At 35.3% G+C, this 24,202-nt stretch carries 20 protein-coding genes, 2 rRNA genes and 1 pseudogene; 8 read left to right on the forward strand and 15 right to left on the reverse strand.

What is annotated here, in order from left to right; genetic code table 11:
• Positions 1 to 6: 6 nt before the first annotated feature.
• On the reverse strand, positions 7 to 594 hold the full coding sequence (gene coaE / locus ABWU32_RS02550; RefSeq protein ID WP_006280338.1) for a dephospho-CoA kinase: 588 nt from the start codon (positions 592 to 594) through the stop codon (positions 7 to 9).
• 311 nt (positions 595 to 905) lie between these two features.
• A complete protein-coding gene (locus tag ABWU32_RS02555) occupies positions 906 to 2,084 on the reverse strand; it encodes a ribonuclease D (RefSeq protein WP_141457325.1) in 1,179 nt (392 codons plus the stop codon).
• 133 nt (positions 2,085 to 2,217) lie between these two features.
• Between ABWU32_RS02555 and ABWU32_RS02560 the strand changes: the two genes are divergently transcribed.
• A complete protein-coding gene (locus tag ABWU32_RS02560; RefSeq protein ID WP_007548550.1) occupies positions 2,218 to 2,616 on the forward strand; it encodes a hypothetical protein in 399 nt (132 codons plus the stop codon).
• Between the two features lie 989 nt (positions 2,617 to 3,605).
• Here the strand turns inward: ABWU32_RS02560 and mutS are convergent.
• From mutS to ABWU32_RS02575, 3 genes are all read right to left on the reverse strand, one after another.
• Complete coding sequence (mutS, locus tag ABWU32_RS02565) at positions 3,606 to 6,116, reverse strand: DNA mismatch repair protein MutS (RefSeq protein WP_353278944.1); 2,511 nt, start codon at positions 6,114 to 6,116, stop codon at positions 3,606 to 3,608.
• A gap of 478 nt (positions 6,117 to 6,594) precedes the next feature.
• Positions 6,595 to 7,413 (reverse strand): ankyrin repeat domain-containing protein, encoded by an 819-nt coding sequence (locus tag ABWU32_RS02570; protein ID WP_141456816.1) that lies wholly within the window; start codon positions 7,411 to 7,413, stop codon positions 6,595 to 6,597.
• 185 nt (positions 7,414 to 7,598) lie between these two features.
• A complete protein-coding gene (locus ABWU32_RS02575; protein WP_006279522.1) occupies positions 7,599 to 7,781 on the reverse strand; it encodes a hypothetical protein in 183 nt (60 codons plus the stop codon).
• 397 nt (positions 7,782 to 8,178) lie between these two features.
• On the opposite strand from ABWU32_RS02575, the gene ABWU32_RS02580 reads away from it, so the two are divergent.
• Entirely contained in the window at positions 8,179 to 8,886 is a 708-nt protein-coding gene (locus tag ABWU32_RS02580; RefSeq protein ID WP_038199715.1) for a TerC family protein, read from the forward strand.
• Positions 8,887 to 8,918: 32 nt separating this feature from the next.
• On the opposite strand, the gene guaA is transcribed toward ABWU32_RS02580, so the two are convergent.
• From guaA to ABWU32_RS02595, 3 genes are all read right to left on the reverse strand, one after another.
• Complete coding sequence (gene guaA, locus ABWU32_RS02585) at positions 8,919 to 10,481, reverse strand: glutamine-hydrolyzing GMP synthase (RefSeq protein ID WP_265027937.1); 1,563 nt, start codon at positions 10,479 to 10,481, stop codon at positions 8,919 to 8,921.
• An 863-nt stretch (positions 10,482 to 11,344) separates the two neighbouring features.
• Positions 11,345 to 13,129 carry a ribonucleoside-diphosphate reductase subunit alpha gene (locus ABWU32_RS02590; RefSeq protein WP_353278760.1) on the reverse strand — a complete coding sequence of 595 codons (1,785 nt, stop codon included), beginning with the start codon at positions 13,127 to 13,129 and terminating at the stop codon, positions 11,345 to 11,347.
• A 58-nt stretch (positions 13,130 to 13,187) separates the two neighbouring features.
• Entirely contained in the window at positions 13,188 to 14,264 is a 1,077-nt protein-coding gene (locus tag ABWU32_RS02595) for a methyltransferase domain-containing protein (protein ID WP_265027939.1), read from the reverse strand.
• Between the two features lie 335 nt (positions 14,265 to 14,599).
• Between ABWU32_RS02595 and ABWU32_RS02600 the strand changes: the two genes are divergently transcribed.
• Positions 14,600 to 17,365 (forward strand): 23S ribosomal RNA (locus ABWU32_RS02600).
• 66 nt (positions 17,366 to 17,431) lie between these two features.
• Positions 17,432 to 17,538: ribosomal RNA gene (rrf, locus tag ABWU32_RS02605) — 5S ribosomal RNA — on the forward strand.
• Between the two features lie 85 nt (positions 17,539 to 17,623).
• On the opposite strand, the gene ABWU32_RS02610 is transcribed toward rrf, so the two are convergent.
• From ABWU32_RS02610 to rpmH, 3 genes and pseudogenes are all read right to left on the reverse strand, one after another.
• Positions 17,624 to 17,887: a hypothetical protein gene (locus ABWU32_RS02610; protein ID WP_141456820.1), complete on the reverse strand. Its 264-nt coding sequence runs from the start codon at positions 17,885 to 17,887 to the stop codon at positions 17,624 to 17,626.
• An 85-nt stretch (positions 17,888 to 17,972) separates the two neighbouring features.
• Positions 17,973 to 18,296, reverse strand: a pseudogene (rnpA, locus tag ABWU32_RS02615) (ribonuclease P protein component); the annotation flags it as partial.
• A 19-nt stretch (positions 18,297 to 18,315) separates the two neighbouring features.
• Positions 18,316 to 18,450 (reverse strand): 50S ribosomal protein L34, encoded by a 135-nt coding sequence (gene rpmH, locus ABWU32_RS02620; RefSeq protein WP_006279898.1) that lies wholly within the window; start codon positions 18,448 to 18,450, stop codon positions 18,316 to 18,318.
• Between the two features lie 107 nt (positions 18,451 to 18,557).
• Here rpmH and pstC point away from each other — a divergent pair, with 107 nt between their 5' ends.
• The 4 genes from pstC to ABWU32_RS02640 all read left to right on the forward strand — a co-directional run bounded on the left by pstC (position 18,558) and on the right by ABWU32_RS02640 (position 22,138).
• Positions 18,558 to 19,646, forward strand: coding sequence for a phosphate ABC transporter permease subunit PstC (gene pstC, locus ABWU32_RS02625; RefSeq protein WP_038199744.1), 1,089 nt, complete (start codon positions 18,558 to 18,560; stop codon positions 19,644 to 19,646).
• Positions 19,647 to 19,747: 101 nt separating this feature from the next.
• Complete coding sequence (gene atpD, locus ABWU32_RS02630) at positions 19,748 to 21,175, forward strand: F0F1 ATP synthase subunit beta (RefSeq protein WP_015588864.1); 1,428 nt, start codon at positions 19,748 to 19,750, stop codon at positions 21,173 to 21,175.
• A gap of 12 nt (positions 21,176 to 21,187) precedes the next feature.
• A complete protein-coding gene (locus ABWU32_RS02635; RefSeq protein ID WP_265027940.1) occupies positions 21,188 to 21,532 on the forward strand; it encodes a F0F1 ATP synthase subunit epsilon in 345 nt (114 codons plus the stop codon).
• Positions 21,533 to 21,919: 387 nt separating this feature from the next.
• Positions 21,920 to 22,138 (forward strand): ankyrin repeat domain-containing protein, encoded by a 219-nt coding sequence (locus ABWU32_RS02640; RefSeq protein ID WP_010962434.1) that lies wholly within the window; start codon positions 21,920 to 21,922, stop codon positions 22,136 to 22,138.
• A gap of 176 nt (positions 22,139 to 22,314) precedes the next feature.
• Here the strand turns inward: ABWU32_RS02640 and ABWU32_RS02645 are convergent, their stop codons facing one another.
• The 4 genes from ABWU32_RS02645 to ABWU32_RS02660 form a co-directional block, all read right to left on the reverse strand.
• Positions 22,315 to 22,500: a DDE-type integrase/transposase/recombinase gene (locus ABWU32_RS02645; RefSeq protein WP_338062968.1), complete on the reverse strand. Its 186-nt coding sequence runs from the start codon at positions 22,498 to 22,500 to the stop codon at positions 22,315 to 22,317.
• Between the two features lie 447 nt (positions 22,501 to 22,947).
• The gene (locus ABWU32_RS02650) at positions 22,948 to 23,082 is read right to left on the reverse strand and encodes a hypothetical protein (protein ID WP_007548509.1); all 135 of its coding nucleotides are present in this window, start codon (positions 23,080 to 23,082) and stop codon (positions 22,948 to 22,950) included.
• Positions 23,079 to 23,213 carry an IS3 family transposase gene (locus ABWU32_RS02655; RefSeq protein ID WP_007548354.1) on the reverse strand — a complete coding sequence of 45 codons (135 nt, stop codon included), beginning with the start codon at positions 23,211 to 23,213 and terminating at the stop codon, positions 23,079 to 23,081. Before ABWU32_RS02655 ends, ABWU32_RS02650 begins: the two co-directional genes overlap by 4 nt.
• Positions 23,214 to 23,285: 72 nt before the next feature.
• On the reverse strand, positions 23,286 to 23,996 hold the full coding sequence (locus tag ABWU32_RS02660) for a class II aldolase/adducin family protein (protein ID WP_041573502.1): 711 nt from the start codon (positions 23,994 to 23,996) through the stop codon (positions 23,286 to 23,288).
• Positions 23,997 to 24,202 lie beyond the last annotated feature (206 nt).

Genomic DNA, 24,202 nt, shown 5'->3' on the forward strand with positions numbered 1-24,202 from the left:
GTAGAGCTACGTGTTTAGGTTTAATGAATCCACTATATCTTTTACTTGAGAAAAAACATACTCTTTGCTTACACTGGTATCGATAATAAAGTCACTCATCTTCCTTTTCTCCTCAATAGATAACTGAACATCGGAGATTAGATTAAGCTTTTCTTTATCTATGTTGCGTTCGTTAAGTCTTTGAGCTTGCACAACGCTATCTGCATGAACAAAAACAATAAGGTCGCAATATAAATAAAATTTTGTTTCTAATAGAAGTGGCACATCTAAAACTAAAAGTTTTCTATCGATCTTTTTTTCCTTGGCAATAAAAAATTCTAATTCACGCAGCACAGCAGAGTGAACCAAAGATTGAAATTGTTTCCAATTTTCATCGTAGGCTAAGAAATATTTAGACAGTACTGTTCTATCTATTTCACCATTTACTACCACTCCAGGAAAATTTTTCTCTGCATAACTTATTATGCTTTTATCCACTTTATAAAGTTGGTGTACAACAGAATCAGCATCAAATACAACAGCACCAAACTCTTGAAAGCAATTAGCTACAAAGCTCTTTCCTACCCCAATTCCGCCTGTTAGACTTATAATCATATAACAAAATACATTCGACTTCTTTTGAAACTATAGCTAAGGTTTCTCTATATATATTAACTAGATTTTCTAGATCCCAGTGTCAAGCACATAACTATACGAACATTGCAATTTGTAGGTGGTGTCATCCCAGTCTGGGATCTAGCTTTTTGGTAATTTTATCGAAAATGTTTGCTCGTTTACAATCAATTTTCCTGGATCGAAGTAGTCAAGGCACTGGGATGACACCCTACTTAACCGTCATACCGCCGCGGTATCTCTTAGCCACTAACACGTAGCGGGATGACGATTGTCGATAAATCTAAGTTACTTTAGCAACAGTTATTCTCCACTAAATTACTCTGAATTTTGGTTATATTATTTGCGGATTTCACTGCTGAAATCTCAAATTTTGAGCTTGTGTTCAAAAATGATTCAACTGACCTGCCAAAAAAATCATATCTCCATCCCTTGAATAATTTATCTGTCTGTCTAGATATTGACCCGGTTAACTCATCTTTTGAAGAAACTAATTTCCTTGATATGTTACTTTCTTTACATTTACTATCTAAAATAATTGAGAGTATATCAAGTACAGATTTATCATAATTACTCGATAAGGTGTTGTTTTGCTGCATCCAATTTCTCTCATTTTCATTAAAAATATTCACAAACTCTAGTAAATCCGCATCTTTTATATTTTTTGTATTCCTCTTGAGATCATCTAAAATCTCATCAACATGCTCTACATTTTTTTCAATAAAATCAGCTATTACAGCATTATTGATTATTTTATTACGGTTCATATTATAGCGCTGTGCTAAGGTTTCTTGCCACTCACTAACTGCTTTAACAGTTAGTATCAATCTTGGATTTACTTCATAATTAAATTTAATCCTCTTCCATGCATCTTTTGGGCTATGTAAATACTTATTTATATCAACTATTGATTCCATCTCTTCTTGAAACCAACCCATCCTATTATTTTCTTCAAGTTTATTGCACAATATTTGGTATAGGTCATATAGGTGTACCACGTCGTTTACTGCATAATCTAACTGATCTTCGGACAACGGACGCCTTAACCAATCTGAATTTTTAGCTTTAATTTTATCCAGTGCTATTCCTTGATATTGCTCCACTACTTTTGAGTAACCAATAAAGTCATGATAATAATGACAAAACATAGCAGCAACTTGGGTATCAAAAATGGGAGTGGGAATACATTTAAATACAGTGAGTAAGGATTCTATATCCTGCCGGCAGCTATGAAACACTTTGGTTATCCCCTGATTTAGCATTATTTTCTTAATGAATGATAAATCAATTTCTGGCACTAATGCGTCTACAATAAAACTCTTCTCTCCGTAAGAAATTTGAATTAACGATAATTTTGGGTAGTAGATTAAATTATTTCTAATGAACTCCGTGTCAACTGCTATAAATTTTGGCTTTTTTGCTATCAACCCCTCACATATGTCCTCCAGCTCCGACGTTGTATTAATTAACATATGTTTTTTATTCAGTGGTTCTACTTTACTACTTATATTAAATTTTGCAATTAGAGTCACTACGAAATTAGTAATGGAGCTTGCTAGTTACTTATAATATTATAAAGTGTTTGTTATGTAGTGGTGAAGTGTTATGGTAGATTTTATAGACCTTTTTCAAGGAAGTAAAGATTTTACGATGTGCATGCACAACGGTTCAGGGGATGCAATATATAATCGATGTATATCTGCTGTAAGAATGGACCCGCCATGTATGCATGGTGAATCTATTCAAGGTTTGTTTGAAAGTTCGTTTGAACAAGGTGTTGTGACTGTTAGAGTGAACTTAGACTTAGAAACTTTAAATGTAGTGGTATATAAATCTCCTCCAACTTCTGATAAGCTTGACGCATTTTCACTAGCATATCAAATAGACAGATATCACATAGATGAGAATACTATAGTTTTTGATGAGAAAGTAAATACAATAAAATTTGATATATCAAATCCTTTAAAACATAAATTTATTACATTTGAGATTTTTAAAAGATAAATTATAATTCTGGTTCATTTATAAAAGGCTAGACTTAACGTGCCAGGCAGGAATTAACTGAAAGAAAAATTGAAGTAGCAAGAATTGATCTAGTTTGATATTACTAATATAGTAAATCTCTGGATATATAATAAGAACTAGATTCCAGCGTCACGCGCTGGAATGACAGGGCTATAGGTATCATCCAAGTAGCCTCTTTCTTGTCATCCCAGTGTCCTGACACTGGTTTCCATCCAAAAGGGTGTCATTCCAGTCTGGAATCCAGATTGGACACTGAATTGGTGAGTGTAAAATTCTACTTCATACCGCCGCGGCGCTAACAAGAGATCCCGCTAACAAGCAGCGGGATGACGGTTGTCAGGCTAGCTGTCATCCGAGTAGCCTCCTTTTTTTGTCATCCCAGTGCCCAGACACTGGGATGACACCCTACTAGCGGAAGTTACTCTCAAATGTTTGTTCATGTTAGCCACAAACATTAAGAAATTTACCAAATGAAAAAAAAGGCAAAAGAAGCCCTGGGGTTATTATCCGCTTTAAAATATTGGCGTTTTTTATGTTTTAAACGCTTGACAAGCGAGATTCAGCCGCTTTTAATTGCAACTAACTTACGCTGCAAATGTTTAAGAAATTTACCAAGCAGAAAAAAAGACAAAGAATCCCCGAGTTAGCTAGTCTTTTACTATCTCTGTCGAGTATTGGCATTTTTTGATGTCTTGTAACGCTTTATAAGCGCGTTCAGCTTATTTAGATAAAAATCTAGATGTAGATGAAGTTTTGTAAAGACATACAGTATCTATATACTGCAAAAAATTGAACATAAGACGCCGATACATTAAGTAATCCTTACCTTTTAATCTGCAGATTGGCGAAAGCAAATACAATAGCTTCACTATCATGATAAGGGCGCTGGCGAAGGGTGTCAAGTAAGTTTTTCGTTTCTATAGCTACTACCACGATTGTATAGGTAATTCTTCACTTATAATAATGATTCAAGCCTTCAGCTCCTCAAATACCTCACTTGCTCTATTTAAAACAGAATCAGGAAAACCAGCAAGTTTTGCTACATGTATTCCATATGACTCATCTGCAATGCCTTCAATTACTTCATGTAGAAAGATAACCTCTCCGTTCCACTCTCTTATTTTTACACAAAAACATTTCACGTTCTTCAAGTATTTGCTTACTTTAGTTAATTCATGATAATGAGTTGCAAAAATGGCGCGGCACTTATTTACATTGTGAATATGTTCAATCACCGCCTGTGCAATAGATAATCCATCATACACCCCTGTGCCCCTACCAATTTCATCAAGTATCACCAAGGAACGGTCCGTTGCCTGATTTACTATCGTTGCTGTTTCGATCATCTCTACCATGAAGGTAGAATAACCAGCTGTTATATTATCCGTTGCGCCAACCCTGCTGAATATCTTGTCAATCACTCCAATATGTACACTCTCTGCTGGCACAAATGACCCCATGTGAGCTAAAATTGCAATGAGAGCGTTTTGCCTCAAGAAAGTGCTTTTTCCAGCCATATTAGGACCAGTAATTAGATGTATACCAGCTAAATTGATGCTATTTGCAATGAATTTATCGTTAACTTCAACCACTGGATGTCTTCCGCTACAGATATTGAACTCTTTGCTGTCATCAATAATGGGTTTTACGTAATTATTTTGCACTGCAAGCTCTGCAAACGCGGTTCTAATATCAAGTTTTGCCAAAGCATTTGCAGCAAGAGCAATTTTTTCAGACTCTTTAGCAACTTCACTACACAGTTCACTAAAAATTTTCATTTCTAAGCCGATTGCAGCATCACGTGCCGTAAGAATTTTATTTTCTAGTTCTTTCAATTCATTAGTAGTGTAGCGCATGCTATTTGCTAAGCTTTGCCTATGAATAAATATATCCGAAGTTATTTTGTGATTTGCTGATACTTCAACGTAATAACCGAGTATATTGTTGTGCAATATTTTGAGTGCGGCAATGCCAGTTAGGTCGCGATAAGATTCACGGAGCTTAGTTACCAACTTGTTACTGTTGTTCAATATATAAGATAACTCAGATAATTCTGAGTTGTATTTTGGGTAGATAAACCCTCCCTCTTTCACGGAACTGAGATTATTATCAAGTATAGCACTATTTAGCAGTTCAAATAGGTCTTTATGATTACCAAGGCTCTTATGTATTGTGCTGAGTTCACTCTCGTCACTACTTATCACCTGAGTAGTAGACACTGGTTCCTTTTCTCCGGTCAAGCACTGGAATGACATCTGAGAGTTAATTTCTGATTTTTCACTTAAACAATAATTATGCAAGGTAGACAGAAACTCAGACAACTCTAAAGTCTTTCCTAGGCCTATTTTCAATAGGTTCATATCCTTTGGTGAACCACGCCCTAGTATTAAGCGCGATAAAGACCTCTCAATATCTGGAATGTTAGATAATATCTCTCGTATTTTTCTGCGTGGCTCATGATTATTTACAAAAAATTGAGCGGTGCTGAGCCTCAAATTGATTGCCTTGGAGCAAGCAAGGGGTGAAGCGAGCATTTGTTTGAGCAGGCGTCCACCAGAAGCTGTAACTGTATGATCAATAACTGAAATTAGTGAACCTTTCTTTTCACCAAATTGAGTTGAAAACAACTCAAGATTTCTCCTTGCTGAAGCATCAATAAGCATGAAATTTTGTTGCTTATAGGTTTTTGGGAATTCAAGCCTTGGAATGGAGCCCCTTTGCGTTACTCTGACATATTCAAGCAGTGCACCACACGCCATGATTTCTACTTTGCTGAAATTTCCTATACTCCCAAGTTCCCTGATTTTATAAAACTCGCATAACGTTCTGTGAGATTTACTATACTCAAAAAAACTCTGTGCGTGTTGCGTAATTGATATTTTATAATTTTTTAAAATCGATCTAATTTTTTCATCCTCAGTGAATTTTTCAGAAATTAATAATTCTCTTGGTGATATACGCAATAAATCACTATCTAGAGCTTTCAAACTCGTTAAAGTGTGAAAAAATTTTCCCGTCGATAATTCAAGCCAACTAATAGCATATTCGTCATTTTGTTCAACTATGGACGCGAGATAATTATTGCTTTTATCCTCCAGTAGTGAATCTTCTATAATTGTACCTGGAGTTACAACTCGCACTACATCACGTTTTACTATGGATTTATAGCCCCTCTTTTTTGCTTCATCAGCAGTTTCTAATTGGTCACAGATTGCTACTTTGAATCCTAAATCTATTAGCTTGTGTAGGTAAGATTCATTACTGTGTGCTGGCACTCCACACATTGGTATTTCTTGCCCACACGAATTACCTCTCTTAGTGAGCACTATATTCAGCAATTTCGCAGCTTTAATAGCATCATCGAAAAACAATTCATAAAAATCTCCTAGCCTATAAAATAGCAGATGATCTTTGTATTGAGCTTTCAGGTTCAAATACTGCTCCATCACAGGGGTGTTTTTTTCTTTTACGAAGCTCATAATATTTTTTAATATATTGTATTGATAAACGTTATTATAGATTATATTGCACATGTGGATAACATAAATTTTAAATAGGTGTATAGAGGGAAAAATTTAAAACAATTAAATTTCTTGGATCCAAGTAGTCAGGACACTTGGATGACATAAAGAGTAGGAGTATTTGATGACAAAAAAACAAAAAACGCAGTTGTCATTCCAGCGCGTGACGCTGGAATCCAGCTTCTATGCAACCTCATCAAAAACATTCATTTAGTGTAAGATCAGCTACTTTCCATGCTAGTTTACAAGCAAACTTTTCTGGATCCCAGTGTCAAGCACTGGGATGACATCATAGGGGCGCTGGGATGACACCCTCCTTGTGTGTATTATAGCTAAAGTGACTTACGACAATTTGAAAAACGACACATTCGTCATTCCGCTACTAGTTAGCGGAATCTATACCGCGAATGAATCGCGGTATGACGTGTTGCTTGGGTCAGCTATATGTAAGTTGTGGCCCTTCTTTATTATTTTTATTAGCGGCAGTTGTATCATCAACAGATATTTCAGAGCTAACAGTGCTAATAGTTTTTTCTATCGCTTTAGCCTGTTCATAGTCTTGACTCAAAAAATACATGGCCAGTCCAATAGCTATACTAGCAACAAGAGAAGATGCTATCATTACACCTAGTATCATACCACCAGAAAGACTTACTGCAACACACACACCAGCTCCAAGTACAACACCAAGAAAACCACCAATTATTACGCCAGGCACCAAACTGCCTACCATAGCGCTTTCTTTTTTCGTATTAGCTTGTTTTTTCATACTTTTAATAAGCACTTCTTTTGTTTCTCCTTGAGCTAAATCTAAAGGAATTTTATTATCCGCGTTTTGTATCAAAGGATTTGCACTATATGTAACAAGAAGGGTGATTATTTCTTCAGTTTTATTACCTATAACTGCATGATGTAGTAATGTATTTCCCTCTTCATCTTTAAAGTTTATATGAGTACGAAATTCTTCATCTAGATTTCTTATTGGGTTGTTTTTTGCATATATCCCAGATTGTATTGCTCTATCTAAGCATTGTATCACTTGTTCTAGTGATTGCTCGCCAGGATTTTGTATAAAATGAAGCAGAATTTCGTGTACTATCGCTTCCTTTGTAGTTTTTGGGCATCGTAAAGCGTAATTAAATGTCTGTGTAGTAATAACTTCTTCTTTTCTTTTTTTAAGAACAACCCTTAAATCTTCAATCGCCTTTTCACCATCTTTTATTCCAAGAATTATTGAATCCAAATTATTTATCATGCTATCCTCCTTGGTTTGATTGCATTGCTCATTAATAAATAATATAATAAATCCTGCTAAAAGTCAAGCAATTAATTAATAAGTTAATATAATCCTCCAAAAGGAGCTCCTTACTTTTTGTTCAGCATGTCCATTGGATCAGACTCTTTAAGCTTGCTGTTTGCTGAATTTATTCATCACAATAGCTACAATGTGCTATCGAAGTTCTCTGTAATCTTAGTTGGTTCTTCTAGAATATTCAAAATATCAGTTGCACAATAAACCCGATCTCTCTTTCCTTGAGAAGTTTGTGAAACGATGCCTAAATCTTCAAGCTTTACGATTGCTCTTTGGGCTGTTGTAAATACGACACCTAAGTTTTCAACCACTTTCCTTATAGTAAAGTAAGGGTTTAAAGACTATTAACTAAATCATTGTCCCATTCAAATTTTGGTGGCAAGGGGCTTGGTATAAATGCCTGATAACCAGCGAATACTTTGCCTGATGGTGATCCTTTAATATACATTCATTCAACCTAGCACACTATTTTTATAGTATATATTATTTTCAAATAAAGTCAAAAATGAAAATAAGGCTTTATCTTATTTGCGTGCATGAAAATAAGAAACTCTCTTATTATTGATTTTGCTCAAAAACGAAAATAGAAGAAGCTGCTGAACTTTATATATCCTGTTTTTCTGGAGAACTGCTATAAAACTTCTGAGTGAAGTCACTTAATTTTTACACATCTATTGTAGAGTAAGAAGAACCGAATTTGAAACAAAAATGCTAACTGATGCTTGGACTTTACTGACACTTACACTACTTGAAACTATACTTAGTGTAGACAATTTAATCTTTATTTCTCTAGCAATAGATAAGGTACCAAATGCGCTGAGAGAAAGAGTGCGCCTTATGGGCCTTGGATTAGCACTATTAATGCGTTTTGTAATACTATTTTTTACATCATCTATATTGTCAATGCAAAAACCTATATTTCACACTGCATCAGCAAGGGATTTACTTATGATCGCAGGGGGATTATTCCTTATTGTTAAGAGCTCTATGGAGTTACGGGATGACATCTTTGTATGTAAGAAAAATAAAAAGAAAGCAAACGTTAAATCAAAATTTTTTTTAGTTGTGCTACAAATTATATTAATAGATTTAGTTTTTTCGGTTGATTCGATATTAACTGCTATAGCACTAACTTATAACATGGTAATAATTGCTACAGCATTTACATTTTCCATGCTAGCAATGCTGTTTTTATCAAGTTATACCGCCCAGTTAATCAAATCTAACCCAGGGTTAAAAATAATCGCCATTTTATTTATTTTACTTGTCGGTGTGTACCTCATACTTCATGGATTTCATATAGAATTACCAAAAGGATATTTGTATTCTTCATTTATGTTTGCACTGCTTGTGGAAATTATAAGCAAAATAAAGAAAATTAACCGTCATACCGCGATTCATTCGCGGTATCTCTAGATCCAGCTAACAAGCAGCGGGATCTTTTTGATTTACTCCCACTCAATAGTTGCGGGTGGTTTAGAAGTGATATCATAAACAACTCTATTTACTCCGGGAACATTATTAACAATTATACTGCCAACATTCTGTAAAAAATCCCAAAATACTAGCAAGTGTTGATCCTTATTTTCAAATGGAAATGCATCAGCTGTCATACCATCAGATGATGTTACAGCCCTTAAAGCACAAACATATCCATACGTACGACCATCTCCCATAACGCCTACAGTTTTTATTGGTAATAATACAGCAAAAGCTTGCCATATCTTATCATATAGATCGTAATTTTTCATCGTATTAATATATATTTCATCTACTTCTTGCAATATTTGCACCTTTTCTTTATCGACTTCACTTATAATCCTCACTGCAAGTCCGGGTCCAGGAAATGGATGTTGAAATATTATCTTGTCTGAAAGCCCAATTTCCTTTCCAAGTAGCCTTACCTCATCTTTAAAGAGGTAACGTAAAGGCTCCACTAACTTCAGATTCATCTTTTCTGGCAACCCACCAACATTATGGTGAGACTTAATTGTACTAGTGTTGTCTGAGGCATGCCCTGACTCAACTACATCAGAGTAGATGGTACCTTGCATCAAAAAATCCACATCACCTATTTTTTTTGCTTCTTCTTCAAACACTTCAATAAAAGTGTTACCGATAATTTTTCGTTTTTCTTCTGGATCAGTTATTCCCTTCAATCTACTCAAAAATAAATTTGATTTATCAACGTAGTTTATCGGAATCTCTTTCAACATAGCAATGGTCTGGTTCTTGCGTAACAACCCAGTATCGATAAAAATACAGTTTAATTGTTTTCCTATAGCTTTATATGTGAGAGCCGCTGCAACACTTGAATCAACCCCACCACTTACTGCAGCGATTACTTTTTTCTCTCCTACTACATTTTTGATTTTTTCCTTTTGCTCCTCAATAAACGACTTCATTGTCCAGTCTCTTTCGCAATTTGCAATATCCAAGAAGTTAGAGAGCAATTTACTGCCATTTGTTGTGGGCCTCACTTCAGGATGGAATTGAGTACAGTAAATCTTTCGCTGTTCGTTAACAATCATTGCAATTGTTTGATTTATCACACCTGATGCGATAACAGTAAATCCCTGTGGTATAGTATCAACACTGTCCGCATGGTTCATTAATACATCCACTTCAGAATTAACATCCCAGGTATCCTTTACAATGGGGGATTCTTTTAGTATCTTGATTTTAGTTCTACCAAACTCCTGTTTGAAACTCTCTTTTACTTTTGCTCCAAAATAATGACAAATGAGTTGCTGTCCATAGCATATTCCAAGTATAGGAACGCTTGTTGCCTCATTAAGTTTTATAATTTCATGTACTACTCTACTTGTTTCAGAACAATCATCATTTACAGATTGTGGTCCTCCAGAGAGAATAAACCCATTGAATTTTGATATTGTTTCAAAACTGATGTTGCTTGGAAATATCTCACAATAAACGCCCATTCCTCTTACTTGTCTTGCGATAAGCTGTGTAAACTGTGAACCAAAATCAATAATGGCAATTGCTGACAATTTGCTCCTCCATATTATTTAAAATGATATCTGATAATAAAGAAAATAATGGAGTAAGTAAACCAAGACCTGTTTAAAAGCTTTAACGCGTGGTACAAGTTAGCTATATAGCTAATTTTCCTACACCATACCGCTGCGGCGCTAACTAGTAGCGGAATGACAGCAATCTACGTCATACCGCCGCAGTATCTCAGCCGCTAACAAGTAGCGGGATTATCTTCATGCTGCCACGAACCGTCATACCGCGATTCATTCGCGGTATCTCGGCAATAGATCCCGCTAACAAGTAGCGGGATGACGATTGTCGTTTAGCCATAAATGTTTAAGAAATTTACCAAATGAAAAAAAAGGCAAAAGAAGCCCCGTAGTTGGCTAATTACTTACATTATACTTTCAAGTATGGCGTTTTTTTATTCTAAACGCTTAATAACCGCGACTCAGCTGCTTTTAAATGCAACTAACCTTAGCTATAAATGTTTAAGAAATTTACTAAACAGAAAAAAAGGCAAAAGAAACCCTAGGGTAGCTAGTTATTCACTATCCATTTTTTAAGTTGGCGTTTTTTTATGTTTTAAACGCTTTATAAGCGCGTTTCAGCTTATGTAGGTAGAAGTTTGATAAAGACATAAGGTGCACATAGTGCAAAAAATTAAACATGAGACGCCAGATACGTGAGTTTTTTTGTCATTTAATCTGTACAGAGAAGATAAATAAATAGCTTCAATTTTATGATAAGAGGGCTGGCGGAGTTTGTCAAGAAAGTTTTTTCGTTTCTATTCCCAATAAAAGTGCGTTATATGGTTATGCAAGAAGTCTATTTACCCATTTGCTTAACTTTCTCTCTACTTTTTTGAGTAAGGCCGCTATTGGCATGACAGACATTCATCGTAGTCAATATCTGTTTTTTGTTGCAATATTTCACTTTTTTTGAATATGTCATGCGAGACCTTATCGGCTCTCTGCATTGATTGTGATCTGCAGTAATATAAGCTCTTCAATCCTTTTTTCCAAGCAAGCATGTGTATTTTGTGCAAGTAACGTTTATGTACGTTGGCAGGTAAGAACAGATTTACTGATTGAGATTGACAAATATACGAAGTTCTATCACTTGCATGTTCTATAATCCATCTTTGGTCAAGCTCGTACGCTGTTTTAAATGTCAATTTTTCATGCTCACTAAGAAAATCTAAATGCTGAACGGAACCCTCGTTTGTTGAAATTGAAGACCATATTTTATCATTGTCTTGATTTTTTTCTGCTAATAGTTTTTGCAAGAATTTATTTCGCACTACAAATGAGCCTGTAAGTGTCTTTTGTATGAATACGTTTGCTGCATATGGTTCTATTCCAGGAGAGGTATTACCTGCAATAATGGAGATCGAAGCAGTAGGAGCAATAGCGAGTTTGTGTGTAAACCTTTCCATTAGATCAACTTCTTTGGCATCAGAACATGCTCCCTTTTCTTCTGCTAATTTTTTAGAAACTATATCTGCTTGCTCGCGTAAATACTTAAATATTTTTTTATTCCATTGTTGTGCTGTTACTGATTCAAAAGGAACCATTTTGCTTTGTAAAAATGAGTGAAAGCCCATCACACCAAGACCAATACTGCGTTCTCTGGCTGCAGAATATTTTGCTCGCTGCATTTCATTCGGTGCTTTATTTATGAAATCTTCCAATACATTATCAAGAAAGCGCATTATATCTTCTATGAAGAGTTTATTGTCTTTCCATTCTTCGTAGTACTCAAGGTTTACGGATGATAGACAACACACAGCAGTGCGTGACTTATTCAGGTGATCATAACCTGTGGTTAAAGTTATTTCACTGCATAGATTTGACATCTTGATGTCTAAGTTGAGCTTTTTGTAAGATTCTGGCTTATTGTTATTTGTTGCATCAAGGAAAATAATGTAAGGTTCTCCAGTTTCAACTCTTGCTGTTAATATTTTGATCCATATATCCCGCGCTTTTACAGTTGAAATAACCTTATTGTTGTGAGGGCTTATTAAATTCCATTCTTGATCATTCTCAACAGCCTGCATAAATTTATCTGTTACTATTACAGCATGATGTATATTTAACGCTTTGCGATTTGGGTCACCGCCTGTTGGCTTGCGTAAATCTAGAAACTCTTCTATCTCCGGATGAGATACAGGAAGGTAGACTGCTGAACTTCCTCGCCTTAGGGATCCCTGACTAATTGCAAGCGTTAGAGCATTTTGCACTACAATAAATGGAACAATTCCTGATGTTTTGCCGCTACCCTTTACGCTTTCGCCTATTGAGCGTAAATTTCCCCAATAACTACCTATGCCTCCTCCACGTGCAGCAAGCCAAACATTTTCATTCCATAGATCAACTATTCCCTGCAAGCTGTCTTCGGTTTCATTAAGAAAGCAAGAGATAGGTAACCCTCTCTTAGTGCCACCATTGCTGAGTATTGGTGTTGAAGGCATGAACCACAAGTTGCTCATGTAGTCATAAAGACGCTGCGCATGTTCTTTATTATCAGAATAGTAATTAGCAATACGTGCAAAGAGGTCTTGATAACTTTCATTTTCTATTAAATACCTGTCTGATAGAACTGCTTTTCCAAAGTTGGTTAATTTGCTGTCCTTTGCGTAATTAATGGTAATGTTATTCATAAAGTTCCTTTTATTCTTTTATTATATATAGATACTTAAAAGTCATTTTGAGCGATTTTTAAGTTAGGTTTTTCGGATTTTCTTGTTGATGCTGTAATGCAAACAAGATACCGTCAACCTGACTGCCATATATTTTACAGTAACTCATATAACTTATTTGCATATTTATTTCTTTTGCAACATGTTGAACATAACTTTCTGAGTGACGAAAATAGTCTCCTTTATTTACAAAGTCAATACCTTCACCTTCCTTTCTTCTTATTAAACATACAATAACCCCTTTTTTGCTCGTAGATCTTTTTGCTAATTCCAATTCTTCTTGAAAGTCATGTAGATAATGTAGCACTTCAGCAAAGATAATTACATCATACTGCTGGTTTTTCTCTTGTTTAAGAAACTCTTTCATTTCCATATGTATTAATTCATTGTAAACAGGCTTACCTTTTATAAAGCATCCTCTTGCGATATTTAGCATTCTACTTGAAATGTCAATTCCTATTATATGGTTTCCAATACTATTTATTTTCAAGAAATGACCACATATTCCAGTTCCACAACCAAGGTCGAGTATATTGAGCTCAGAAGTGGAGTTGTTGAAGATTTTTGTAATTATCATGTGTACAAGTTCATGCCCTCTATATTGTTTGGCAATCAACCAATGCTCAACAAAATATTCACCTGTGTAATCAAAATATTGTCTTATGAGGTTTTTTGGCAATTCTGTAATAGGCGCTGAGTTTGTCATTTTTTTTATATAGTAAGACGCCTCCTCGTGGTCATTATCTAATTTTAGTGCCCTTGTTAAATAATTATAAGCTTTGTTAGTATTCCCTACCGCAAAATGACACCTTCCGATGTTATACCAGACTATAGGTAAATAGGGGTAAAATATGCTAATTAACCAAAATCGTAACTTTGCATCTGATATGCTACCTTTATAAAAGTGATATAAACCGATTTCAATGTTGGTGTTTAACAGGTTCTTAGATTTTTTAAGAAGCACTGTCATTTCTTTATGAAGAGTATTATATTTATTCACAATGAAGTGTTTTACTTTCTTAATATTTAATACGCCAATGAGCTTAGACATACAATTTAAAGCAACGTTTTTTATAAAAGAGAGATTACTTTTCATACGTTAGAAATACTCCGAATGTTTGTTATCATTTTTAGGCAATTGATTTTAACACATTTTATCTTACAAAATATCTTTTTTATTAATTTTTACTGTATATATAAGTTTACCACATATTTCTCAGATTATACTGTTTAGGATTGCTAGTATATTGTTGTTGATAATATAAGTAAATGTTTTGTGCAAAAAGGCGTTGACATATTATTTATTAGGTTATAACATATAAAAGATTAATTTAGTTTTTAGATGTTTGACAAGTTTTATGGTAGAGATTAATTTAATCTCAATTCAATTTTAATAATATTTAACTCTGCATATTCTGCATATAGTCGGATAAATAAATTATTAAGAGCACTTGATGGATGCCTTGGCGTTAAGAGGCGATGAAGGACGTGGCAGGCTGCGATAAGCTGTGGGGAATTGTCAACAAATTTTGATCCGCAGATTTCCGAATGGGGAAACCCAACTAGTTTAGCTAGTTATTACGTACTAAGTATGTAAAGCAAACTTGGTGAACTGAAATATCTAAGTAGCCAAAGGAAAAGAAATCAACCGAGATTCTGTTAGTAGTGACGAGCGAAAGCGGAAAAGGCTAGTGATTTAAGAATAAGAATTAGAATACTCTGGAAATAGTAACCATAGAAGGTGATAGTCCTGTATAAGTAGAAAGTTTTTAAATCCTTGAGTAGAGCGGGGCACGTGAAATCCTGTTTGAATATGGGGGGACCATCCTCCAAGCCTAAATACTCCTTAACGACCGATAGTGAACAAGTACCGTGAGGGAAAGGTGAAAAGAACCCCGGGAGGGGAGTGAAATAGAATCTGAAATCAAGTGCTTACAAACAGTTGGAGCTCTATATCAATTTATTGATATTTAGAGTGACAGCGTACCTTTTGCATAATGGGTCAGCGAGTTAATCTATGAAGCAAGCTTAAGCCGTTAGGTGTAGGCGTAGCGAAAGCAAGTCTGAATAGGGCGTTTTAGTTTTATGGATTAGACCCGAAACCAAGTGATCTAGTCATGACCAGATTGAAGGTGTGGTAAAACACACTGGAGGATCGAACCAGTTAATGTTGCAACATTATTGGATGAGTTGTGATTAGGGGTGAAAGGCCAATCAAACTTGGAAATAGCTGGTTCTCCGCGAAATCTATTTAGGTAGAGCGTTGTATGTATGTTGTTGGGGGTAGAGCACTGGATAGACTAGGGGGATTCACCGTCTTACCAAATCTAACTAAACTCCGAATACCAACAATTAATTATATAGCAGGCACACTACGGGTGCTAAGTCCGTGGTGAAGAGGGAAACAACCCAGATCACTATCTAAGGTCCCAAAATTACAGCTAAGTGGGGAAGGAAGTAGAAAAACCATTACAGCTAGGAGGTTGGCTTGGAAGCAGCCATCCTTTAAAGAAAGCGTAACAGCTCACTTGTCTAAATAAGTTTTTCTGCGCCGAAAATGTACCGGGGCTAAAGCTGTATACCGAAGATGTGAGTGCTTATTGATTTCGATCAATAGGCGCGGTAGCGGAGCGTTCCGTAAGTCTGTGAAGGTGGTTTGTGAAAACTGCTGGAGATATCGGAAGTGAGAATGCTGACATAAGTAGCGTAAAAGAGTGTGAAAAACACTCTCACCAAAAATCTAAGGGTTCCTACGTTAAGTTAATCTGCGTAGGGTTAGTCGGTTCCTAAGGCGAGTCCGTAAAGGAGTAGTCGATGGCAATTAGGTTAATATTCCTAAACCTCTTAAGTGTGACGGGTTTCGTATTTGTATAGATCTTATTGGATTGATCTATGCTTAAAAGAAGCTCCAGGAAATAGCACTTATATTTATGAGGCCGTACCGCAAACCGACACTGGTGGATGAGTAGAGTATACTAAGGTGTTGAAAGAATGATGTTGAAGGAACTCGGCAAATTATACCTGTAACTTCGGAAGAAGGGTAACCTGCTTTTAGGCAACTATGAGTAGGTGGCACAAAATAGGGAGTAGCGACTGTTTACTAAAAACACAGGACTCTGCAAACACGTAAGTGGAAGTATAGGGTCTGACGCCTGCCCGGTGCTGGAAGGTTAATAGGAAGGGTGCAAGCTCCGAATTGAAGCCCCAGTAAACGGCGGCCGTAACACTGACGGTCCTAAGGTAGCGAAATTCCTTGTCGGGTAAGTTCCGACCCGCACGAATGGCGTAACGATTTCTCCACTGTCTCCAACATCACTTCAGCGAAATTGAATTCCCCGTGCAGATGCGGGGTACCCGCGGTTAGACGAAGAGACCCCGTGCACCTTTACTATAGCTTTACATTGCTATTAAAAGTGTGATGTGCAGGATAGGTGGGAGACTTTGAAGTTATGGCGCTAGCTATAATGGAGTCAACCTTGAGATACCACCCTTTACACTTTTGATATCTAACTATGTTTCATTATCTGGAACTAGGACATTGTATGGTGGGTAGTTTGACTGGGGCGGTCGCCTCCTAAAAAGTAACGGAGGCGTGCGAAGGTAAGCTAGAGCTGGTCGGAAATCAGCTTGATAGTATAATGGCATAAGCTTGCCTGACTGCGAGGCTGACAAGCCAAGCAGAGACGAAAGTCGGTCATAGTGATCCGGTGATTCTGTATGGAAGGGTCATCGCTCAACGGATAAAAGGTACGCCGGGGATAACAGGCTGATGGTGTTCGAGCGTTCATAGCGACGACACCGTTTGGCACCTCGATGTCGACTCATCACATCCTGGGGCTGAAGAAGGTCCCAAGGGTTCGGCTGTTCGCCGATTAAAGTGATACGTGAGTTGGGTTTAGAACGTCGTGAGACAGTTCGGTTTCTATCTGCCGTGGGTGAAGGAAATTTGAGAAGGTCTGACTCTAGTACGAGAGGACCGAGATGGATATACCTCTGGTGTACCAGCTGTTATGCCAATAGCATCGCTGGGTGGCTATGTATAGATGGGATAATTGCTGAAAGCATATAAGCAAGAAACCCTCTTCAAAAAGATTTCCCAATTAAGGCCGTGGAAGACTACCACGTTGATAGGCTAGGTGTGGAAGCATGGTAACATGTGAAGCTAACTAGTACTAATAGCCTGATTGATTTATTTGCTTTCTATATGTGTGTATGCAGTGTTAAATATTAAGTTAAAATTGTTAAGTTAGAAATTTTTATTGACTTGGTGGCTATAGCAAAAATGAACCACCCGATCTCATCTCGAACTCGGAAGTGAAACTTTTTAGCGCTGATGGTACTTGAAAAGGGAGAGTAGGTCGCCGCCAAGTTTATAAAAATTTCTTTGTTAATTAGACAGTAGGTATACTTATATTTTAACTTTCTTGTTTTGTTACTATTCTTTAAGTTTTTACTTTAACTATGATATCTTTTTTTTCTTATATGTTCTTGGTCATTTTCTACATTATTTAGCATTGTTCCTACTTCGCCTAATTGATTCCCTTTTGAAGGAGAATTACTGATTTCTGGTAATATTACATTACCTCCCACTTTTTTAAATAATTCTTCTTGTTGGCGAAATGCTGACCTCCAATCTGTTCCTGTTCCTTTAGGAAGAAATAAGAATTGATACATCTGACCAAAGCCTGTGTTATTTACCTCTTTTATATGCTCTACCATTCATCACACCCATTAACTATTTTTAAAAATTTTACCTATATTATCATAAAAAATATAGTTGTAAATACCTTAATTGAGATTTTTTTTATTTTATCTTTTTTAAGCAAATAGTTAGATCTTTTTGTAAATTTTTATAACTTGCTTGCATAATGTTTCTATGAGTTAGTATTATGTAGTAGTGCCCTATATTACTTATATTTAAAATGCTAATTTTAGCAAGCATTCGTAGTTGCCTTTTTATTTTATTTCTTTTTGCTGCTTTTCCGGTTTTTTTACTGATAGCCAGACCTACTCTAATAGTATGAATGTACTTTTCAGGTTCTCTTTCTTTTATAGCGTACAGTGATATATAAAGCCCACGATAAAAAAGACTGTTGAGTGCTAACTTATTTTTGAAAGCAGAAGAAAAATCTTTTTTTTTATACTTACTATGCGCATAATTTGTTACACCCTAATGAACGGCGCCTATTAAGGATTTTTCTTCCAGCTCTTGTTGCCATACGTGAACGAAATCCGTGTCTGCGCTTTCTTATCAAATTTTTTGGTTGAAATGTTCTCTTCATTGTTTTTATATTAATATAATTATTTATTTTAAATTGTTTTACTTTATTGTCAAATAATGGTGAACTTGTATGACATTTTCGTAGAATAAAATTTGATGCATGGAAGAATGAATTCGGTGATAGTCATACCTGTCTTACTAATCCTTTTATTTTGTTTTAGTAGGTTTCAAGAAGTAAATAAGGTTAAATCTTATCTATATCTTAGTTGTGTATGGATGCTAACTTGGTTGTTAGTATTCTATAATAATTGTTTTGTAACTTTTATTTCTATAGCGTTACTTTTTTTCATGCTTGCTTTTATCTTTAAAAATAAAAGAAATAAGATAATAAAACTTTCGTTATTTGTGGCTTTGGCCATATCATTTTTTATCACTTTATTTATAATGCTGTCTATTTTTATTCAATCCATTAGTTTTTTTAATAAAGTAGCTATTTCAGAATTCTTGTTTTGCTTGAAATGGGGCCACAATGTAGTCACTATCAATGAAGAGAAGATAGGATGTTTTGGTATAGCGCCGCTTTTAGTTGGTACATTACTTATAACTATTATAGCAATGTTAGTTGTCGTTCCGCTTGGTTTATTTTCTGCAATATATATTAGTGAATATGCGAGTGAGAAAGTGCGTTATATTGTTAATACAACTTTGCAAGTTTTGTCTGCTATTCCTACGGTTGTATATGGATATTTCGCGGTTGTGTTTTTGTCTTTCTTTATAAAGCAGGTAGCAAATTTTTTTGGTTTAAGTATACACTCAGAAAGTGCCTTAGTTGCCGGTTTATCGATTGGGATAATGATTCTTCCTTTTATTATTTCTTTACTCGAAGATGCCATAAGATCTGTTCCAAAAAGCTTGCGTTATGGCTTCATGGCACTTGGTGCAACTCCAGCGGAAACTATATGGCATATAACAATACCTTATGCAATGCCTACAATTTTAAGTGCAATTTTATTGTCAATTTCAAGAGTGATAGGTGAAACAATGATTGTGCTAATGGCTGTGGGAATCAACGCAAATTTGACTTTTAACCCTCTTAATTCAGTTACTACCATTACCGTGCAGATCGCTACATTACTTACCGGAGATCAGGATTTCAATAGTGTACAAACTCTTGCTGCTTATGCGCTTAGTTTAGTATTGTTTATTATTACTTGGCTATTAAATGCATTTGCATTGTTTGTAATGAAGCGTAACTAGTAAGCGTTTTAATGTTGCAAAATTTCTATTAATAATATAAAATTTATTTTCTTTAGAAGTTCTTTTATGGAATTATAGTGTTAGGTGATAAAAATAAAGAGATGAATATAGGTAGAGCGATTAAGGTAACTCAAGCAGTTGTTGATATAAAATTTGAAGGTGAATTGCCTAAAATATTTAATGCTTTAAAAAGCAAACTAAAATATAAGGATAAGGAGCTGGTTTTAGAAGTTTCGCAGCATATAGGTGACAATATAGTTCGTTGTATTGCTATGGATAGCACAGATGGCATGTCAAGGGGGGATGAATTTGTTGATACAGGTGCACCAATATCGGTGCCAATTGGGCGTTCAACTTTAGGAAGGATTTTTAATGTTGTTGGAGAGCTTATAGATGAGTGTGGTCCACTGAAGGGAAAGTATAACTTAGAGCCTATACACAGAGCACCTCCAAGTTTTACTGAACAGAGAATACAGGAAGAAGTTTTAGTTACGGGAATAAAAGTTATAGATCTTCTTGCACCTTATCTTAAAGGAGGAAAAATTGGCTTATTTGGTGGAGCCGGTGTTGGTAAAACAGTCCTAATAATGGAATTAATTAATAATATAGCAAAAGCTCATAAAGGATTTTCTGTGTTTGCCGGGGTAGGGGAGAGAACGCGTGAAGGTAACGATCTTTATCACGAGATGATCACTTCAAATGTAATAAATATAAATGAGCATGAAAAATCTCAAGCTGTTTTGGTTTATGGTCAGATGAATGAGCCTCCTGGAGCAAGGGCTAGAATTGCTTTAACAGCACTTACTATGGCAGAGTATTTTCGTGACCGTGAAAACCAAGATGTTCTATTTTTTGTGGATAATATCTTTAGATTTACACAAGCTGGTTCTGAAATTTCTGCTTTACTTGGAAGAATACCGTCAGCTGTTGGTTATCAGCCAACCCTTGCAACTGATATGGGTGCAATGCAAGAAAGAATAGCTTCAACAACTTCTGGCTCTATTACTTCTGTGCAAGCTATATATGTTCCTGCGGACGATTTAACTGATCCAGCCCCAGCAACTACATTCTCTCACCTTGATGCAACCACAGTGTTGTCAAGGCAAATAGCTGAAATGGGAATATACCCTGCTGTTGATCCACTTGATTCAACTTCTCAGTCTTTATCTGCTGAAATCATTGGTGAAGAACATTATAATGTAGCTTCTGAGGTGAAACGTATATTGCAAACTTATAAATCACTGCAAGATATTATCGCAATACTTGGTATGGATGAGCTATCTGATGAAGATAAAATTATTGTTGATAGGGCTCGTAAGATTCAGAAATTTCTTTCTCAACCTTTTCACGTTGCAGAAATATTTACTGGCATGCCTGGTAAATTTGTTTCACTTTCTGATACTGTTTCCAGTTTTAAAGGGATTGTTGAAGGCAAATATGATCACTTACCAGAGGCTGCTTTTTATATGGTGGGGAATATAGATGAAGCAATAAAAAAGGCTGAATTAATACAAGCTGAAGCTAAATAAAAGTTAAAGATTATGAATACTTTTAAAGTGCAATTTTTCTCTCCTGATGATCAAATTTCATTCAGTGGAGTGGTTTCTCTTTCAGTAACTGGGCTCGAAGGGGAGCTTATGATTTTAGCTCACCATGCTCCTTACTTAATTTATTTATTGCCTGGTATGATTACTGTTAAAATGAGTAACCAAATAGAAAAGAAGGTTGTAATTGATAGTGGCGTATTAGAAGTTGCAAATAATAGTTGTAGCATTATAACAAGTCAAATTCAGGTTTTTGATCGTGCAATTCATGATGAGAAATCGTTTAAAAATAAGAGAATTAGTATATATTTAAGTTATCTTGATGAGAAGTTTCTTTCTTAGTTATTTTAGGCAAAAAGTCAATTATCATTCAAGTGGCTATAAGATTTTTGCTCAGGGGGCTCTTTTTTGTCATCCCAGAAACCCCGGGGTGTCATCCCAGTGTCGGAGTACTTTAGGTGTATGATCCCAGAGTGTGATGGTATGGGACCATACACCTAATCAAATAAAAATTAAAGAAGGAGAGTTGGTTGTAACGGTTGGAGATAACGACTTTGTTTTACCTGGAATTTACGTTGGATAAACTACAAAAAATAACAGGTAAAAATCAACGTAAATTTAAGATAAATCGATTTTATTAGTATTATCAAATCAAAATCTGTTTTTAATTAATCAATAATACTTTTTTACATATTTTCATCCCCTTTCATGGATTTTTTAATTTTATAGATGATATCTAATATTATTAGAAGCATTGTAAAATATCTTATGAGAAAAGTTATAAAATATATTAGCATTATTGGTATTGCATGTTTAGTATTGTTATTTTTTATATCTAATGTGGAAACACGCGTAAAAACACAGGAAGAACAATTATTCCTAGCTGTAGAAGATGGTAATGCACAAGAAGTAAAACTATTACTCAAAAATGGTGCAGACCCAAATTGACCTTACCCAGAAAAAGTAGAGAGAAAGTTAAGACGTTTTTATCATGAGAATAAATTGTGCAGGAATGCAATAGTTAATAGTAGAATGTCTACGTTATTTGTTACAAAAGATTTCTATGTATTCAAATATGGCAGTTCTGGTTTGTTGAGCGAGAAGTATCAATAAGCAGCTCCCTTTTAAGTGAACTTTTCTGCAACAGAGTTATCGTAACAACAGCCCTTATGGCTCATGCTGGAAATGATGTTTTTTGTATTCAATAGAAATTGGTAATTTTGAGAGGTATACTGTGACCCTTGATCGCTATGTAACAGCAGATTTTTATCGGGTTTGCGTTTATCAACGGCCATCAATAAAGAATCTATAACTAATTATCATGTTACTCATTAACCACCATGCGTGAATATAGGTCAATTATTGCCGCCAACAACCTTCTTTAGTTTTTATGTAGGTAATCCCAAACTTTATTTGGCTGATCAGTAGTAAAATTTTGATCCAATGTGTTCGGAGCCACAACTCGGTTGCTTATTTGCTGTTTTTTATTTTTGAACCTTCGTCTAAGCTTGGTTTTAATGCCATTTTCTTGCATAACACTTTGTACTGTTTTAATTTTTGCCTAAAGCTTTTAATTCAGCGTGAATTTTAGGGGCTCCATATCTGCATTTAGAATGCTTGATGTATTTTTTGAATATCTGCTAGAAGCCCTTCTTTTGCTAATTCTTTACTGCTTTTTTCCTTAGCAACCAATACCACCAGTACAAAACCCTACATAGTTCCTGTGTTTTATAGCAATTTCTATATAAAAGAATACTTTACTCTTTTTCTTTGCCCAGGGCTTTTTTTAAGATGTCTCTTTCTCTTATTAGCTCTTTTTTTAGATCAAATCTTTCTTTGTCATAAGGAGCCTTTGCCTGGAAATGCGTATGCTCCAGACATTTTTCCATCATATTTTCTTACTTAACATACTGCCATCTATACCTAGATCTTTTGCTATTTTTGTACTTGCTTGACCTGTTTCTTTAACCAGCTTAACAGCTTCTAATTTGAATTCTGCTGTATATTCTCTTCTATTTGTCATATTTTGAAAAAACGTTTTATTTTACTCCAAAAACGTCTTAACTTTCTCTCTACTTTTTCTGGGTAAGGTCACTTACAACTTACTTTTAATTAGTCTAACCCATGCGTGCCAATCCCTCTCACCAAGATTGCTTTCAAAAGATAGGAGATCCTTTACAGCTTTTGAGCAAATTTCTTCACTTGGAATTGATAACTCCTTATTCATTGCTAACGTTAAACATTGAGTTTTGCACGCTTGTTCTAAATGATACGTGTAAAACATTGCTTCTTGTATACTCCGACCACACGTTATAGATCCATGATTACGCATTAACATGACAAAATTTTCTTTCAGATCAGCTATTAACCTCTTTCCTTCTGTATCGCTAAGTGCTAGGGAATTATAATTATGGTAAGAGATTTTATTGTAAAAGTGCAGTGCCCATTGACTTATAGGAAGCAGCCCATCTTTGAGAGAAGAAACCGCTACAATAGAAGGTGTATGCAAGTGAAAAATTGCTTGAATATCTTTCCTTGCTTGATAAACAAAACCATGAATTATATAGCCAGTTCTATTATATTGATATTCTTTGCCTTCAACTACATCTCCATCAAATGATACTTTCATTAACGAACGTTCATCTACTTCATCAAAACGCATACCAAACGGATAAATATAAAACGACTTTTGATCTTCAGAACGCACTGAAAGGTGAGTATATGTATGATCATCGAACTTAAGGTAGGACAAAATCTGATAGGCATAGACTAGATCCCTTTTTACTCTGCTCTTTGTTAACAACACAATCCTCTGTTAGAATCTTCTGAAGGTTTATACGCGAAAAGAGACTTGTAGTAAACTAATAAGTCTATGCCACTCTGTCTTGCTTTCTGAATACCAAACACTTTTGTGTTGTAGCTTGCTTAAAAATAGTTATCGTTATTATAGAGTTTATATACAGAATTTATGTTTTTAAATTACACAATATCTTAACTACAAAAATAATTTTC

It is taken from the genome of Wolbachia endosymbiont (group A) of Udea olivalis, assembly GCF_964028365.1.
GTDB lineage: Bacteria > Pseudomonadota > Alphaproteobacteria > Rickettsiales > Anaplasmataceae > Wolbachia > Wolbachia pipientis.